This is a genomic window from Corynebacterium sp. ACRPS (assembly GCF_022346005.1).
Lineage (GTDB): Bacteria > Actinomycetota > Actinomycetes > Mycobacteriales > Mycobacteriaceae > Corynebacterium.
Window position 1 is genome coordinate 1 of the sequence record NZ_JAKRMY010000019.1, and the last position, 15,867, is coordinate 15,867.

The window sequence follows — 15,867 nt, forward strand, 5'->3', positions numbered from 1 at the left end:
ACGCGTACACACTGCGTGGGCCGTCCACTAAAGAGTGCCTAAAAACTACCCCCGGTACCCGATATCCGCACCGGTCGGTACTCGATACCGCCCTACCGGTACTAAATAGCGTCGCGCGTCACAGGTGGGCGCGCCAGCCGTGAATCACGTTGATGAGGCAGCATGCGGCGAGAAGGGAGCCGATGAGGAATAGCGCCGTGAAGCCAATGTAGGGGGCTAGGGCGCTGAAGGCCATGGGAATAAAGAAGCCGGTATAGGACACGGAATAGAACACGGCGGTAAGGCCGGCGAGGTCATCTTTTCCGGCGATGCGCTGGACCTCGGAAAGGCCGGCGACAAGTGCTAGGCCGTAGCCGGCGCCCATGACGGCGGCGCTGGTGATACCGAGCGGGAGGGAAAGCGTGCGCGCGGCGATGGCGCCGAAGATGGTGCCGGCGGTAATGACGGCCATGGCGACGGCGGAGGCCCGGGCGGAGCGGTGGGTATCGATGACCTTGCCAAACATTTGGATGCCGACGCCGCAGCCCAGCGTAATGACGGTCATGAGGCCGGAAAAGGCGATGGGGGCATCGCCGGCGGAATCGGAAAGCAGCTGGGGCAAGAGGGCATAGGCAGCACCCGCGCAGCCGAATACCCAGGGGGCTACGGGAAGGACGATGCGGGAAAAACGGCGGTGCGCGGCAGAAGGAATGTGCAGCATGTGCAACATATCGCGGATGCTTAAATCCAGGAACGTGTCCTTGACGGTTGCGCCGCGGGGCGGGCGGGTCTCAGGGGTCTTCAACAGCCACACCGCGGTAATAACGGTGAGCAGGATGTGCAAGACATAGGCCAAGTGGGTGGGCCACGGGCCCCATTGCGCCAACACCGAGGCCAGGGCGGCGCCGATAAGGAAGCCCACGGTAAGGCACATCGATGCCTTTCGGGGACCTGCGGCGGGGTCACCGCCGGAGCGGGTGATGAGCTCGGAAATCCAGGTGGAGCCGACCGCCATGACGATGCCCAGCGCCAGGCCACACAGCACGCGGCCGGCGGCGATGATGAGGGGTTCTTCGGGCGCGATGGACAGCAGGAACGACCCGGCCAGGGAGAGCGGTGCGGCGGGCAGCATCGTGGGGCGGCGGCCGATATAGTCCGACAGTGGCCCGGAGATAAGCAGTGCGGGCACGATGCCGATGACGTAGGCCGCCAGGAGGCCGTTGACGGTGACCTGCGAGAAGTGGGATTGCTCGCGGTACATCACGAGCAGGGGAGTAAATTCATTGCCACCCCAGGCAACGGCCACCATGCTGCCTGCAACGGGTAACCAGTCGCGATTGGCGGGGTCTTGACTCATAGTTGATCCTTCGAATTTTTCAGGTGCGAGCGGAGTGCAGAAAGGTAGGCGGGCAGGTTGGCGGTGCGGAGGGCATCGGCAAGCACGCGGTGCTGATCGACGAACGCGCGGGCCCGCGCCACATTGCGCCCGATGGCGGTGGCGGTAAAGCGCTGCTGGCGCTCGCGCAGCTGGTAGCCAACATTGGCCAGCAGGCTATTGCCGGCGCTATCCATGATGATTTGGTGGAATTGGGCATCCAGGCGCGTGTATTCGCGGAGATCCTCGGCATCCAAAGCGGCGTCTTGGGCCGCAATGTTTTCTTGCAGGCGCTTGGCGATGCCCCCACGTTCTGCCTCGCCTAGCTCGCAGATCTTTTCGGCACTGTGGGCATCGACAAGCAGGCGAGCCTCGTAGACCTCCCGGATTTCTTGGGGGCTAATTGGCACAACCAGCGCGCCGCGCTTGGGATAAAGCTGCAAAAAGCCCTCGAGCTCCAGGCGCAGGAAAGCCTCGTGAGCCGGGGTCCGGCTGACTCCTACCTCGGCCGCGAGCGCGGCTTCTGACAGCATTTGCGTGGAATCGATGGTGCCGTCGATGATCCTTTCTTTAACCAATTCATAAACCCGCTCCGCGGCAGGCTGCATGCTTGTATCGCTCATGCATACATCTTGCATACAAGTTAGTTTAAGCGTCAACCTATTCCCAATTCCGGGGTTGGCGTGGCTTAGACTGGAGGGCATGCAACGTTGGGTCTTACACATCGATATGGATGCGTTTTTCGCCTCCGTCGAGCAACTGACCCGACCGACTTTGCAGGGCCGGCCGGTGCTCGTCGGTGGGGTTGGCGGCCGCGGGGTCGTCGCCGGCGCGTCCTATGAGGCGCGCGAGTACGGCGCGCACTCGGCGATGCCGATGTATCGCGCCCAGCAATTGGTGGGCCTGCGCGCGGTGGTGGTCAGCCCGCGCCGGGCGGTGTATTCGGCGGCCTCGCGCCGGGTATTTGAGATCATTTCTCAGCACGTCGAGGTCATCGAGCAGCTATCCATCGATGAGGCCTTTATGGAGCCAGAGGCGCTGGTGGGTGCGACGGCGGACGAGGTACAACAGTGGGCGGACGGCCTGCGCGCGCTCATCCGCGAGGAAACGGGCCTGCCGTGTTCCATCGGTGCGGGCTCCGGCAAGCAATTTGCCAAGATCGGCTCCGGTGAAGCCAAACCCGATGGCACCTATGTCATCCCAGCGGAAAAGCAGCTGGAGATGCTCCATCCGCTCGCGGTGGGGAAGCTGTGGGGCGTCGGGCCGGTTACGGAGGCCAAGCTCAAGGGCATCGGGGTGGAGACCATCGGCGCGCTGGCCGCCATGACCCAAAAGGAGGTGGAAATCTCCATCGGCAGCGTCGTCGGATTGCAGCTGTGGCAGCTGGCGCAAGGCATCGACGATAGGGAAGTGGCACCGCGCGCGATTTCCAAGCAGATCTCCACGGAGCATACCTATTCCAAGGACCTGCTGACGGTACCGGATGTGGATGCGGCGATTACCCGCGCGGCCGAGGGCGCGCATCGCCGCCTGCTTAAAGATGGCCGCGGCGCGCGAACCGTGACGGTCAAGCTGCGAATGGCAGATTTCCACATCGAATCGCGCTCGACCACCCTGGCCTATGCCACCGATGACCTAGAGGTATTGACTGCCGCCGCCTTCAAGCTGGCCCGCTACCCGGATGAGCTGGGCCCCATCCGCCTGGTGGGGGTGAGCTATTCCGGGCTGGAAGCCGCGCGCCAAGACGTACTGTTTCCGGAGCTCGACCGCGAAATCGTGCGGCCCGTGCTGCCGGATAGCGACTATGAAACGGGCGTGAGCGATGACTCCCCGCCACCGGCGCCGACCACCGTCGTGGTCGAAGACGATGTGGAGGATCAGTGGCGCGCCACCCAAGACGTCTACCACCCGGATTTTGGCCACGGGTGGATCCAGGGCACCGGGCACGGGGTGGTCAGCGTGCGTTTTGAAACCCGTTCGACCGGGCCTGGCCGCACTAAATCCTTCGCCGCTAGCGACCCAGAGTTGGTGCCGGCCGACCCGCTCGATTCCTTAGACTGGCAGGACTGGCTGGAAACCCAAGACTAGATAGCAACATAGCGCTTGGGATCAGGGTTTTGCCGGAATACCTCGGCAGGATTCGTGCCTGTGGCCAGCGCTGCGGCCAAAAGAATACGCGCCTGGCTGGGCCTGAAGGCCCCCGCGTTGATCGCGCCCAGGCTGCGCAGGCTCGCGCCGCCGCCATCGCCGCCATAGGACATCGCGGTCGCGCCGTACGGGGTGCGGGTGGAAATGACGACGGGGAGGTCGTCGCTGAGGGCATCGGCAAGCGCGCGGCCCATATCCCCACTCATATTGCCCGCGCCCATGGCCTCGATGACGAGGCCGGCGGCGGAAGTGCGGGCGGCATCGACAAGCACGCGCCCCGCGCCGGGGTAGGCAGGGATGATTTCTACCGGGTGCGGCGCCAAGGGCTGCGGCTGCAGCCGCGGGGTGGCATCCGGGACCCGCAGGGACTCAAAAGCGCGCAGGTCGAAGGTGTGCTGCTTGCGGGCCCCGCGCGCCGGGATGGTCATGCCGCCAAAGCGGATGAAGACGCCGGGCTGCCCGCTGCGGGCGAGCTCGCGCGCATCGTGGAGATTGCGCGGGCCATCCGGGTGCGGGTGATCGTAGGAGCGCTGCGCGCCGGTGAGCACGATGGGCGTATCGTCGGCGCAAAAAATTTCCAGCGCCATCGCCGTCTCCTCCATGGAATCGGTGCCGTGGGTGATGATGACGCCGTCGATGTCCGCGCGGGCGGTCTGCTCGTTGACTACCGCGATGAGCTCGTCGAGGTCCGCGAGCGTAATAGAAGAGGAATCGAGCTGGCGAAATTCCACCACTTCGGCGTCGATATCGGCCGCGAGCTGCGCGCCGGTGACGGTGGGGACGAGGGAACCATCCCACACAGTGGTGCAGGCAATCGTGCCGCCGGTGGCGATGAGGGCGAGGTTAGTCATGCTTCCCAGAATAAAAGAAGACGCGCCGAGGCGGCAGGCGCGGACCAGAAAAGCTGGTGCAAATGTAAACTGATGGGAGTTTATACCCCAGACGTGAGGAGTGAGAAGTGAAATTCCGCAAATTTGGTGCCGCGTGCCTCGCATTGAGCGCGGCGGCCGCCCTGTCCGCCTGCTCTTCTGATGACGAGCAAGAAGACACCACCAAGAACAGTGAATCCAGCGAATCCGCGTCCGCTGACGGCGACTCCGCGGCCCCCGCACGGCCAACCGCCGCCGATTTGAACGCCATCCTGGCAAAGGCCACGGATCCGGAGGCATCGCAGGAAGAAAAGACCGCCACCGTGGAAGGCGGCGAATCCGCCCCGGAGATCTTTGACACCATGGCGCGCTCTAAGGAGGAATCCGGCGCGGAGTTCGCGGTCGTGGATCCGGTTTTGCCCGGCTATGACCCGCAGTCCGTGCTGACCACGGTGAATTTCTCCACGGCCGATGGCCAGGAGCAGACCGCGGACCAGGTGGAGTTCATTTATCAGGACGGCACCTGGAAGCTATCGAAGACCTGGGCCTGCACGCTGATCCAAAACACGGTGCCGCCTGAGCAGGTGCCGGAGATGTGCGCCGATACCGGTGCGGGCGCGCTGCCTGCCGATGAGGGCGACGGCGCACCAGCCCAGGGCGATGCCCCCGCGGCCGGCGCAGAACAGGCGCCTGCCGAAGCTCCCGTAGAGGCCCCCGCCGAGTAAGTCCTGTTACTCGGAAAACGCCAGCTCCGTCAGGCTTGATTGCACGACGCGCAGGTCTGAATCGGCGGTGCCGTAGGTTACCTTCGTATCGAAGGAGACGTCACCGCCCACGGGGAGCGGTTTCGTTAGATCTACCGTGATGCTGCCCGAGGAGTTGGTGGAAGAATCCAGCACGTCGAGTTCCTTATCTTCTAACTCCGTGCCCTCGGCCTGACCTTCGAAGGATAATGCGCCCAGGGTGGGGCGTTGTTCCACCTCGACGGATAGCGTGACGCGGTCACCATCGATGGACTTGACCGTATAGCGGGTCGTCTGCAAGAGCGTGGATTCCCCTGTCACGCGCGAATCTACCGTCCACGTCGCGCCGGTGCCCACCTCTTCTTCCGGAAAGACGATGGGCAGCGCGGTCAGCTTCATGATCGCCTGTTCGACGGTGCCGCGCGCCTCATCGCTCGCCTCCTGCGGGGCGGCCAAGCGCAGGGAATTCATCTGGCCGTTGTCTTGGCCGCGCCAGCCAAATTGGAACCCGTCAGCGGAAGAGACATCGGTATCGCCGGAGTATTCCGGATCCCCTGCGGTGACAAACGCGTTGCGCGAGGCCGGCAATTGGTCCTCGACGTCCTCGGTGGCTTTATCCACGGAAGCTGAAAGCGGCAGGGTAGTGGTCTCCTTATCCACGTCGGCGGCCTGGAAATCGGCCGCGGCGGATTTATTCAGCAAATCCTGCGAAAATCCCTCCGTGGCGCGGTAGGTTACCTCCTGCGAGGAATCGATGTCGTGATATTCCAGCAATTTCTTCTCACCGGTTCCGGCCTCTTCGACGGTCAGGCGCGGGGCATCGATAGTCAGGCCGACGGGCTGTTCCACGGCGGGGCCGGGGGTCTCATAAGAACAGGCGCTTAGCGCTACGGCGACGGCGGAAAGGGCTGTAAAAACTTTGACTCGAAACACGCTTACCAAAATACCGGACGCTCCTGATTAGAATGATGTGGGTGAGCCAAAAACGAAGGAGTCAGACAGGTCTTATCGCCGCGGTGGTCATCGCCGTGGCGGTTGTGGATCAAGCCGTAAAACAACTTATGCTGACCGTCCTGACGGAGGGTGTGCCGCACTATGTCATCGGGGACTGGTTCAGGTTTACCCTGCTCTTTAACCCGGGCGCGGCGTTTTCCATCGGCGGCGAGGGATCGACCTGGCTGTTTACCACCATTCAATTGGCGTTCGTCCTAGGTGTGGCCATCGCCGCCCCGCGCATCCACAATACGGGCCAGGCGCTGGGGCTGGCGCTCATTGCTGGCGGGGCATTGGGCAATTTTGCGGACCGCATCTTCCGCGACCCGGGCTTCTGGTTCGGGCACGTCGTGGACTATATCTCGGTCGGCTCGTTCGCGGTCTTTAATATCGCAGATGCGGCCATTACCTGCGGCGTCGTCATCTTCATCGGCGCCATGCTGCTCGCGGAACGGAGGGCGGAAAATGAATAGGCAATTGCGCAGTTTTCCCATTCCAGAGGGGTTGGAGGGCATGCGTGCCGATGCCGCGCTGGCCAAGCTCCTTGGCCTCTCGCGCTCGGCCACTGCCCAGCTCTGCGCCGAAGGCGGGGTCACCGTAGATTCGCAGGAGCTGGGTAAATCCGAGCGCCTAGCTTCCGGCCAGGTGGTTTCGGTGCTGCTCCCGGAGCCGGAAAAACCCCTGCTGCCGCGCGAGGAGTTGGTAGAGGGCATGGACGTTTTATATAGCGACGCCGATATCATCTGCGTGCACAAACCAGTGGGCGTCGCCGCGCACCCGAGCGTGGGCTGGGATGGTCCGACGGTCATCGGTGGGCTGCGTGCGGCAGGGTATAACGTGGCCTCGCTTGGCCCTACCGAGCGCCAGGGCATAGTCCACCGCCTGGATGTGGGCACCTCCGGGGTCATGGTCGTGGCTTCCTCCGGGCGCGCCTATTCGGCACTCAAGCATGCGTTTAAGCACCGGACCGTGAAAAAGACCTATCACGCGGTGGTCCAGGGCCTGCCCGATCCGATTGAAGGCACCATCGATGCGCCCATCGGCAGGCACCCGAAGTCGGGCTGGAAATTCGCCGTGCTTGACGATGGCAAGGCCGCGGTCACCCATTACCGCCTCATCGAGGCCTTTCGCGAGGCCAGCCTCATCGAGGTGCACCTGGAAACCGGCCGCACCCACCAAATCCGCGTCCACATGTCCGCCACCGGGCATCCCTGCGTTGGCGATCCCATGTACGGCTCGAACCCGCAACTTTCTGCCCGCCTAGGACTCGAGCGCCAGTGGCTGCATGCGGTGCAGCTGGGCTTTACCCACCCCGGCACCGGAAAGTGGTTCGAAGCCCGCGCGCCGTACCCCGATGACCTGCAACAGGCCCTGGAGCGCCTGCAGGGATGAGGAAGTTTTATCGGCGGCGCCGCCTAGCGGCCTTGGCGCTGGTGCTGGTGGCGATCGTGGTGGCCCTGGTGCTTTTTGGCACGCTGGGCACGCAGGCATCCACGCGGGTGCAAGGCGATCAGCTAGGCCCGGATGGGGAGTCCCGCGCGGAGTATATTGAGCGCGTCAATTCCATGGACATCGATCCGGATGCCACCACGTATGCGCTGGTCACCTTCGATACCGAGTTGCCCCCCGTCGCCGTGGCCGCCGCCTTGACTGATATTCCGCGCATGGACGCCATCCTCATGGGCTCGACCGCGCCCATCGCGGTGCCGGAGCCCGTTGCCGGCGAGGATCGCGCCGCGGTGATTAACCGCACCTTCGATCGCATCGGCGCCTCCTACGGCCAGCGCCCCAGCGCGGTGAGCGCCGCCGTGGTGTGGGGCACGGGCACTCAGCTTGCCGATGTCGCCTCCCTCCCCGCCGTCGCCGCTGTCGAGCCCGCGCCTGCCGATGCCGCCTGGGGCAGCTTCGCCGTGCGCCCACCCAGCTAAATTTGCCATCCTGAACGCTTCGCCGCGCGGGATGCAGGGGTGGCGGCTTAGCATCGGGGGCATGGAACACATTCGGGCATATATTGCGGCTTTAAACTCGGCGATGGATATCCTCGCCGAGGCCGCCGATATGCCCGCCTCCGAGCTGACGGCCGCCGGCATGCCGGATGCCGCCGCCGCGTCGATAGCCCACCTTTCCCAGATCTATTTCGGGCCGACCAGCTTTACGCGCCGCCAGCGCCGAGCGGTCGAGGGGGCGCGCCGCAATGGGCATTCGCTGCCGACGTTGGAGGTCATCGAAAAATACGCCCGTCGCGCGCCCACCCAAGCCCGGGCCTGGGCCCTGCGCGCGGAGCTTGCCCAGGTATCGGCCGATACTCAGGCGATGGACAAGCTCGCCCGCAAGAAGGTGCGCGCGCTGCGCCCGCCGCGCGAACCCAAACCAGGCGTTAGGCTGCGCCGCCGCGCCGCCGGCAAACCATGGACGCTGACGATTACGGGCAGTTCCAACCTCGTCGCGGAGCTGCATAACCAAGCAGGCACGCTTGCCGATGTCGCCGCCCTCTTCCACTCCGGCGCCTCCACCTCCACCGTGCGCACCAACGTGGTAATCCCGCTGGATAAGCTGAGCGCCGTTGTGCAGGGCGATAAAGACGTGACGGTCACCATGACCAACGGCGCGCAGATAAGCGGCGCCGAGCTGGCCCAGCGCGCGATGGCGGAGGAAGGCTTTATCACCCTAATCCACCCCGTGGAGGGGCCGGTGAACCTGTACCGCATGCGGCGCGGGGCAACGTGGAAGCAATTTATGATGGCTGCCGCTGAAAACCCCGTCTGCCCGGTGCGCGGGTGCCACCGCCCAGCCGATGAATGCCAGGTTCACCACATCTATAGCTGGGCCGGCGGCGGCTGGACCAATGCCAAGAACCTCACCGTAGCGTGCCCGCACCACAACGGCCGCAATGACGACGACCGCGCGGCCCGCCCCCGCAATGGCCGGTTCGAGCGCGTGCACGGCGGCGTGCGGTGGATTAAACCCTGGCAGCCGCCACCGCCGGACCTTGTTGATACTGGCCCCAGTTAACCCACGGCTTTGGGCCCAAGGCCCGCCCCTCGGCGGCGACCATTACGCGCCGTTTTCCTGCGCGCGCAACCATTTCGCATTCTCCCGCGCCGCGCACTCTTGCGCGGCGCGCTTTGGCGAACGCGAATGAGATCCGCAATGTAGATGCTGACCGCTACGCCGATGATGCCGAAACCAATCCACCGGTGCGTGGAGAAGTGCTCTTGGGTGACAAAGAGCGCCCACAGCATCTGCATGATGGGGGTGAGGTATTGGAGCATGCCGATCGTCGACAAGCGCAGCGTCCGCGCGCCTTGGGCAAAGCACAATAGTGGCAGCGCGGTGATCAGGCCGGCGCTGATTAAGAGCAGCATGTGTGGCGTGCCTTCCGAAGTGAACGTGCCGTGGCCCGCCTGCTCGATCCACACGATATAGGCGATGGCAACGGGGAGACCACCAAAGCCTCCGCCGCGACCGAGACCGCTGCCGATACCCGCACCTGCTTCTTGATAAGCCCGTAGATGCCAAACGATGCCGCCAACAGCAGCGAGATATACGGCGCCTGGCCGGTAAAGAAGGTCAGATACAGCACCGGGATTGCCGCCACGGCGACGGTGGTCGCCTGCCATGGGCGCAGCTGCTCCTTTAAGAAGATCATGCCGAGCGCCACCGATACCAGGGGATTGATGAAATAGCCTAAAGCGGCATCGGCCACGTGATCGGTATTAATCGCCAGCACATAGGTGCCCCAGTTGACCGTGATAAATACGCCCCCGGCGGCAAGCCAGCCCCACGTGCGCTTGTCCATGCGGACCAATTCGCGCCAGCCACCGCTGAATACTAAAAATGCCGTGACGATAACCGCGGTCCACAACACGCGGTGGGCGAGGATTTTTAGCGGCGTGGCCGGCAGCAGGAGCGGGAAGAACGCGGGGAAGAACCCCCACATGATGTATGCGGCAAGCGTGTAGATCATCACCGCATAATATCGTCATCTTGACCGCCCCGCTAAGATGACCGCATGGCCAAAAACTCCTCCTTCGTCCACCTGCATAACCATACCGAGTTCTCCATGCTGGACGGCATGGCCAAGGTCGATATGTTGGCTGATGAGGTGGTCAAGCAAAACATGCCCGCCGTGGGCATGACAGACCACGGCAATATGTATGGATCCGATGCCTTTTATAAGCGCATGACCAGCGCCGGGGTTAAACCCATCATCGGCATCGAGGCCTACATGGCCCCGGAATCGCGCTTTAATAAAAAGCGCGTGCTGTGGGGCACCCCCGACCAAAAGCGCGACGATGTCTCCGCCTCGGGCGCGTACTTGCACCAGACGATGATCGCGGAAAACGCCACCGGGCTGCGCAACCTGTTCACCTTGTCCTCGCTCGCCTCCTACGAAGGCCAGCTGGGAAAGTGGCCGCGCATGGATGCAGAGCTCATCGCCGAGCATGCCGATGGCATCATCGCCACCACCGGCTGCCCATCCGGCGATGTGCAGACCCGCCTGCGCCTCGGTCAATTCAACGAGGCCCTCGAGGCCGCGGCGATGTGGCAAGACATCTATGGCAAGGACAACTTCTTCTTGGAGTTGATGGACCATGGGCTGGACATCGAAAAACGCACGCGCGATGGGCTGCTCGAAATCGGCCGCAAGCTGGACCTGCCGCCGCTGGTGACCAATGACTGCCACTACGTGTTGGAGTCCCAGGCGCCGGCGCACGAGGCCATGCTGTGCGTGCAGACCGGTAAGACGTTCATGGACCCGGACCGCTTCAAGTTCGGCGGTACCGGCTACTACATCAAGTCCGCCGCGCAGATGCGCGATACCTGGGATGACCTGATTCCCGATGGCTGCGATAACACCCTGTGGATTGCCGAGCGCGTGCAAGACTACAGCGAGGTGTGGGAGGAACACACCCACGACCGCATGCCCATTGCCGATGTCCCCGAGGGCCACACCCCCACCTCCTGGCTGACCCACGAGGTGATGGAGGGGCTGCAGCGGCGGTTCCCCGGGCGCGATGTGCCGGAGGAGTATATCGAGCGCGCCAAGTACGAGATTTCCGTGATTGAGATGAAGGGCTACCCGTCCTACTTCCTCATCGTGGCGGAGCTTATTAAGTATGCGCGTTCGGTGGGCATTCGTGTTGGGCCCGGCCGTGGTTCTGCGGCGGGTGCGCTCGTGGCTTATGCACTGACCATTACCAATATCGATCCGCTGGAACATGACCTGCTCTTCGAGCGCTTTTTGAACCCCGAGCGCCCGTCCGCGCCCGATATCGATATCGACTTCGACGATCGCCGCCGCGGCGAGATGATTACCTATGCCGCCGAGCGCTGGGGCGAGGACAAGGTTGCCCAGGTCATTACCTTCGGCACGGTGAAAACCAAGCAGGCCATCAAGGACTCCGCCAAGGTGCACTTTGGCCAGCCCGGCTTCCAGATGGCTGACCGCATCAACGGCGCACTGCCGCCGGCGATTATGGCGAAGGATATTCCGTTGCGGGGCATTACTGACCCCGACCACGAGCGCTATTCCGAGGCCGCCGAGGTCCGCCAGATGGTGGAATCCGACCCGGATGTGAAAAAGATTTATGACACCGCGCGCGGCTTGGAGGGCGTTGTTCGCCAGGCTGGTGTGCACGCCTGTGCTGTGATTATGGCCTCGGTGCGGTTGATGGACCACATCCCGATGTGGAAGCGGCCTGCCGATGGCGCCTATATCACCGGCTGGGATTACCCCGCCTGCGAGGCCATTGGCCTGCTGAAGATGGACTTTCTGGGCCTGCGCAACCTCACCGTTATCGGCGATGCCATCGAAAACATCAAGCGCAACCGTGGCGAAGAAGTGCAGCTCGAGCAGCTGCATGCCGATGACCCCAAGGTCTCCAAGGTCTATGACCTGCTCTCGCGCGGGGATACCTTGGGCGTGTTCCAGCTGGACTCCGGCGGTATGCAGGAGTTGCTCAAGCGCATGAAGCCTACCGGCTTCAAAGACATCGTGGCCTCCTTGGCCCTGTACCGTCCTGGCCCGATGGGCGTCAACGCCCACTGGGATTATGCCGACCGCAAGAACGGGCGTAAGGAAATCACCCCGATCCACCCTGAACTCGAGGAACCGCTGAAGGAAATCCTGGATGAGACGTATGGTCTCATCGTCTACCAGGAGCAGATCATGCGTATCTCGCAGAAGGTGGCGAACTACACCGCCGGCGAGGCAGATGGCTTCCGTAAGGCGATGGGTAAGAAAAAGCCCGAGGTCCTGGCCCAGCAATACGATAAATTCTGGGGCGGCATGCAAGAAAATGGCTACTCTAAATCCGCCATGGATGCGCTGTGGGGGACCATCGAGCCCTTCGCGTCGTACGCGTTTAACAAGTCCCACGCCGCAGGCTACGGGTTGGTCTCGTTCTGGACGGCCTACCTCAAGGCCTACTACGCGCCGGAATATATGGCTGCGCTGTTGACCTCTGTGGGCGATAAGAAGGATAAGTCCGCCATCTACTTGTCGGACTGCCGCCACTTGGGCATTAACGTTTTGCCGCCCTCGGTCAATGAGTCCGAGGAGGACTTCCAAGCTGTGGGCGAGGATATTCGCTTCGGCATGGGCGCTATCCGCAACGTGGGCTCTGAAGTGGTCGAATCCATCATTGCCTCGCGCAAGGCAAAGGGGGCGTTTACGTCCTTTAGCGATTACCTCGACAAGATCGATTTGGCAGCGTGTTCCAAGCGCGTGACCGAGGCGCTGATCAAGGCCGGTGCCTTTGATGATTTCCAGCAGCCGCGCAAGGGGCTGATGCTTATTCACGAGGACGCCGTTGATGCCGTGCAGACCACCAAGAAGGCGGCGGATAAGGGGCAATTCGACCTCTTTGCCGGATTCGGCGGTGGCGACGATGCCTCCTCTGAAGGCGCCTTTGCCATTGATGTTCCGGACGACTCGTGGGATCGCAAGCACGAGTTGGCACTCGAGCGAGAGATGCTGGGTCTCTACGTTTCTGGCCACCCACTTGATGGTTTCGAAGAGGCCCTAGCTGCGCAGACCAATACTCCGCTGACCAAGATCCTCAACGACGAGGTACACAATGGCCAAGAACTCATCATCGGCGGCATCATCTCCGGTGTGGACCGCCGCTTTTCTAAGCGCGATGGTTCCCCGTGGGCGATTGTCACGGTAGAAGACCACAACGGCGCGCAGGTAGAGATCTTGGTGTTCAATAAGGTCTATTCGCTGGCGGCGCCGCATATTGTGGAAGACAACATTATCTTGGCGCGCGTCAACGTGAAGGTGCGCGATGAGCGCCGGTCGCTGTTTTGTTCCGATATTCGCGTTCCCGAGCTGGGTCCAGGCGGTGGCGCGAGCCTGCCGCTGCGCCTGACCATGCGCACGGACCAGTGCACGATGGAAAATATCGCCCGACTCAAGCAGGTCTTGGTTAAAAACCACGGTGAGTCCGATGTCTATCTTGAGCTTGTCGAGGGCGACCAATCCACCACCATGGTCCTCGGTGAGCACCTCCGCGTGGAACGATCGGGCAACCTCATGGGAGACCTGAAGGCCACGATGGGTGCAGGTATTTTGGGATAGAAACTCTCCTGCACCTTCTATGGACACTGTTACCGCCGCTCAGAGAAAGCAATTTCGCTGCACCTGCGGTAACGGTGGGCCAATTGTGAAGACCGCTCGCGTGCAGAGGAATAATTGCGTTTGTCTCAGAAGTTGGCGTGCCGTCCACGACTCGGATTTGTGAAATCGCACAAGCTCCCGCGCGATTACCGCTGGCAATGCAGTACAAGCGGAGCAAGTAGGCGGTGGCTGAAGAGCTGATCGCGCGCCCCAACCGCCACCGCTTTAATACCGAAATCTACGGAAGTAGCTGGCGGACCGGTTCTGGAAGCATCTTATAGAACTGATCGGCTACCTGCGGCATGAAGTGTAGAACACCACTCAACATGGCGCCGAGGGCAATGACGCCAGCGATGATTCCAACGCCCTTCGCGATGCTGCTGGAGCCGTCACCAGGCAGCCATGCCCCGGGGGCATCGTCAGGAGCGTCGCCGTCTTCATCTTGGGAGCCACCGACGAGATCGGCGACAGAAAAGATAGTAGTGGTCCCGGACACCTCGTTGCCGGCGATAAGGAGGGCATCGTCAGTAGGCGAGTCTTCCTTGCTAACGAACGCCAACCCCTCTGGGCCCAAGTCGCCGGCCAAGCTGGTGACGGCAACATTGTCCTCGTCATAGTCCACGGCGAAATCGCGATTGTTGGTATAGGTGACGAACTCGGCATGAGCGGGGTCGGTGACGTCGTAGACGAAAATGCCGCCCACGCGCTCCATGCCGATGAAGGCATAGGTGCGATCGCCAACTGTTCCAATCGTCAGGGCTTCCGGTTCGGGGCCTTTATTATTGGAGCGATCGTCAAAGTCGGGGTCTTCGTTATCGGCATTGAAGTTAAGTCCCTCGATGTCCTTGGTGATTTCCTCGAAGTCGGAACCGGAATCGAAGACGACGTTGCCCTCGGCATCGTAAATGCTAAAGGAGCGGGACCCGAAGGAATACAGGCCATCGAAGCAGCCCTGTTCCTCATTCCACCCAGAGGCATTGCTCAACTTGAGGTTGCCGGCGTATTTCTTGTCCTCGATGCCTTCTGGCAGGTCGACGGAATCACAGACCTGGCCCTCTTCAACAAGATCTTTTAGCTTGACCTCATCGGTGTAGCCGCCCCAATCGCGGGCATCGCCCTCATTGGCGGTGGCGAAGTAGGTCTGGCCGTTGGTTTGAAAGGCACCAATCGAATCCGGCATGGATAGCCCTTGCACAGGGATCGTGCGCAGCTTTGCCGCGCCGTCCTTATTGGAGGGATCGATGGGGACAACGGAGTGGTCCGCGATGTGGGCGGGCAGCACCTTTTCTACGGTGGCGGAGGCGATATCGACCACGCCGATGGCGTTGTTTTCTTGCAAGGTGACATAGGCCTTGCCATCGGCGGAGGAAATATACTCCGGCTCGAAGTCGAGCGAAGGCTTATTGTGGTGGTTTTCTGGGCCGAAGACGCGAATGGACGGGTCGAGTTCTGCATCTGAGCCGTCGAAGGCGCGGAAATCAGCGGTGCGGACATCCGCAGCGGAGGGGGCCTGGACGCCGTCTGGCAGGGAGATGACCGATACAGTACCTTCTGGATCTTTTGCGTATTCGGTGCCGTCGGCGGTGAGCTCATCGGAGGGCTCGCCCTCATTCGCGGTCAAGGCATAGGCGCCGTCATTAGTGATGTGCACGTTATCCGGCAGCGCGCCGAGCGGCACGCGACCGAGCTCGTCGCCGGAGGCGGCATCGAAAATCAGGGCCTCGCCGTTTTCGGTTTTGTCTCCCTGCTGCACGGCGGCGATGGCGAGGCCATCGGGGCGCACGGCCACGGAGTTGATTTCCTTATCGCCGCCGGCGGAAACCTCGGCCGCCTTGGTGGGGTTGGCGGGATCGGAAGCATCCAGGATATCCACCTTGCCCGATTGCGCGTTCACCGTGAGAATGCGCTGGGAGGCGGCGTGGTAGGCCACGATTTCCGCTGCTGATTTGCCCATGACCCCGGCTTCATACGAGCCGATGGGGCTTAGTTTTACCGCAGCATCGTCGGCGGAGCGTTCTAAAACATTATCGACGATATGCGCGTTGGCGGCCGGGGCGCAGCTGAGCGCAAGGCAGGCAGCCACGCCGATAGAGGTGCGCTTAAACATAGAGAGAGTCCTTTCGTGTGGAGCACTCC

12 protein-coding genes and 1 pseudogene are annotated in these 15,867 nt (G+C 62.4%); 7 read left to right on the top strand and 6 right to left on the bottom strand.

What is annotated here, in order from left to right; genetic code table 11:
• Positions 1-118: 118 nt before the first annotated feature.
• Together MHX65_RS10100 and MHX65_RS10105 are read right to left on the bottom strand one after the other, a co-directional pair.
• Positions 119-1,336, bottom strand: coding sequence for an MFS transporter (locus MHX65_RS10100; protein WP_239269956.1), 1,218 nt, complete (start codon positions 1,334-1,336; stop codon positions 119-121).
• A complete protein-coding gene (locus MHX65_RS10105) occupies positions 1,333-1,977 on the bottom strand; it encodes a GntR family transcriptional regulator (RefSeq protein ID WP_239269957.1) in 645 nt (214 codons plus the stop codon). Before MHX65_RS10105 ends, MHX65_RS10100 begins: the two co-directional genes overlap by 4 nt.
• Positions 1,978-2,056: 79 nt before the next feature.
• Here MHX65_RS10105 and MHX65_RS10110 point away from each other — a divergent pair, with 79 nt between their 5' ends.
• Positions 2,057-3,442: a DNA polymerase IV gene (locus tag MHX65_RS10110; protein ID WP_239269958.1), complete on the top strand. Its 1,386-nt coding sequence runs from the start codon at positions 2,057-2,059 to the stop codon at positions 3,440-3,442.
• Here the strand turns inward: MHX65_RS10110 and MHX65_RS10115 are convergent.
• The gene (locus MHX65_RS10115; RefSeq protein ID WP_239269959.1) at positions 3,439-4,353 is read right to left on the bottom strand and encodes an asparaginase; all 915 of its coding nucleotides are present in this window, start codon (positions 4,351-4,353) and stop codon (positions 3,439-3,441) included. The genes MHX65_RS10110 and MHX65_RS10115 overlap by 4 nt on opposite strands.
• 107 nt (positions 4,354-4,460) lie before the next feature.
• Between MHX65_RS10115 and MHX65_RS10120 the strand changes: the two genes are divergently transcribed.
• Positions 4,461-5,096 carry a hypothetical protein gene (locus MHX65_RS10120; protein ID WP_239269960.1) on the top strand — a complete coding sequence of 212 codons (636 nt, stop codon included), beginning with the start codon at positions 4,461-4,463 and terminating at the stop codon, positions 5,094-5,096.
• A 6-nt stretch (positions 5,097-5,102) separates the two neighbouring features.
• On the opposite strand, the gene MHX65_RS10125 is transcribed toward MHX65_RS10120, so the two are convergent.
• Positions 5,103-6,047, bottom strand: coding sequence for a hypothetical protein (locus MHX65_RS10125; protein WP_239269961.1), 945 nt, complete (start codon positions 6,045-6,047; stop codon positions 5,103-5,105).
• Between the two features lie 32 nt (positions 6,048-6,079).
• On the opposite strand from MHX65_RS10125, the gene lspA reads away from it, so the two are divergent.
• The 4 genes from lspA (at position 6,080) to MHX65_RS10145 (ending at position 9,119) form a co-directional block, all read left to right on the top strand.
• A complete protein-coding gene (gene lspA, locus MHX65_RS10130) occupies positions 6,080-6,580 on the top strand; it encodes a signal peptidase II (protein WP_023023023.1) in 501 nt (166 codons plus the stop codon).
• Entirely contained in the window at positions 6,573-7,499 is a 927-nt protein-coding gene (locus MHX65_RS10135) for an RluA family pseudouridine synthase (protein WP_005278479.1), read from the top strand. Before lspA ends, MHX65_RS10135 begins: the two co-directional genes overlap by 8 nt.
• Positions 7,496-8,035 (top strand): hypothetical protein, encoded by a 540-nt coding sequence (locus MHX65_RS10140; protein WP_239269962.1) that lies wholly within the window; start codon positions 7,496-7,498, stop codon positions 8,033-8,035. The genes MHX65_RS10135 and MHX65_RS10140 overlap by 4 nt, the downstream gene beginning before the upstream one ends.
• A 61-nt stretch (positions 8,036-8,096) precedes the next feature.
• Complete coding sequence (locus tag MHX65_RS10145; RefSeq protein WP_239269963.1) at positions 8,097-9,119, top strand: HNH endonuclease signature motif containing protein; 1,023 nt, start codon at positions 8,097-8,099, stop codon at positions 9,117-9,119.
• On the opposite strand, the pseudogene rarD reads toward MHX65_RS10145, so the two are convergent.
• Positions 9,116-10,074, bottom strand: a pseudogene (gene rarD / locus MHX65_RS10150) (EamA family transporter RarD). The gene MHX65_RS10145 and the pseudogene rarD sit on opposite strands and share 4 nt — an antisense overlap.
• A 45-nt stretch (positions 10,075-10,119) precedes the next feature.
• On the opposite strand from rarD, the gene dnaE reads away from it, so the two are divergent.
• The gene (gene dnaE, locus MHX65_RS10155; protein ID WP_239269964.1) at positions 10,120-13,692 is read left to right on the top strand and encodes a DNA polymerase III subunit alpha; all 3,573 of its coding nucleotides are present in this window, start codon (positions 10,120-10,122) and stop codon (positions 13,690-13,692) included.
• A 277-nt stretch (positions 13,693-13,969) separates the two neighbouring features.
• On the opposite strand, the gene MHX65_RS10160 is transcribed toward dnaE, so the two are convergent.
• Positions 13,970-15,838, bottom strand: a complete 1,869-nt coding sequence (locus MHX65_RS10160; protein ID WP_239269965.1) for a choice-of-anchor I family protein — start codon at positions 15,836-15,838, stop codon at positions 13,970-13,972.
• Positions 15,839-15,867: the final 29 nt, after the last annotated feature.

Excerpts from the sequence above, each read along its gene's own strand:
- MHX65_RS10100 (WP_239269956.1), bottom strand. The coding sequence starts at position 1,336 with ATGAGTCAAGACCCCGCCAATCGCGACTGGTTACCCGTTGCAGGCAGC.
- MHX65_RS10105 (WP_239269957.1), bottom strand. The coding sequence starts at position 1,977 with ATGAGCGATACAAGCATGCAGCCTGCCGCGGAGCGGGTTTATGAATTG.
- MHX65_RS10110 (WP_239269958.1), top strand. The coding sequence starts at position 2,057 with ATGCAACGTTGGGTCTTACACATCGATATGGATGCGTTTTTCGCCTCC.
- MHX65_RS10115 (WP_239269959.1), bottom strand. The coding sequence starts at position 4,353 with ATGACTAACCTCGCCCTCATCGCCACCGGCGGCACGATTGCCTGCACC.
- lspA (WP_023023023.1), top strand. The coding sequence starts at position 6,080 with ATGATGTGGGTGAGCCAAAAACGAAGGAGTCAGACAGGTCTTATCGCC.
- MHX65_RS10135 (WP_005278479.1), top strand. The coding sequence starts at position 6,573 with ATGAATAGGCAATTGCGCAGTTTTCCCATTCCAGAGGGGTTGGAGGGC.
- MHX65_RS10140 (WP_239269962.1), top strand. The coding sequence starts at position 7,496 with ATGAGGAAGTTTTATCGGCGGCGCCGCCTAGCGGCCTTGGCGCTGGTG.
- MHX65_RS10145 (WP_239269963.1), top strand. The coding sequence starts at position 8,097 with ATGGAACACATTCGGGCATATATTGCGGCTTTAAACTCGGCGATGGAT.
- dnaE (WP_239269964.1), top strand. The coding sequence starts at position 10,120 with ATGGCCAAAAACTCCTCCTTCGTCCACCTGCATAACCATACCGAGTTC.
- MHX65_RS10160 (WP_239269965.1), bottom strand. The coding sequence starts at position 15,838 with ATGTTTAAGCGCACCTCTATCGGCGTGGCTGCCTGCCTTGCGCTCAGC.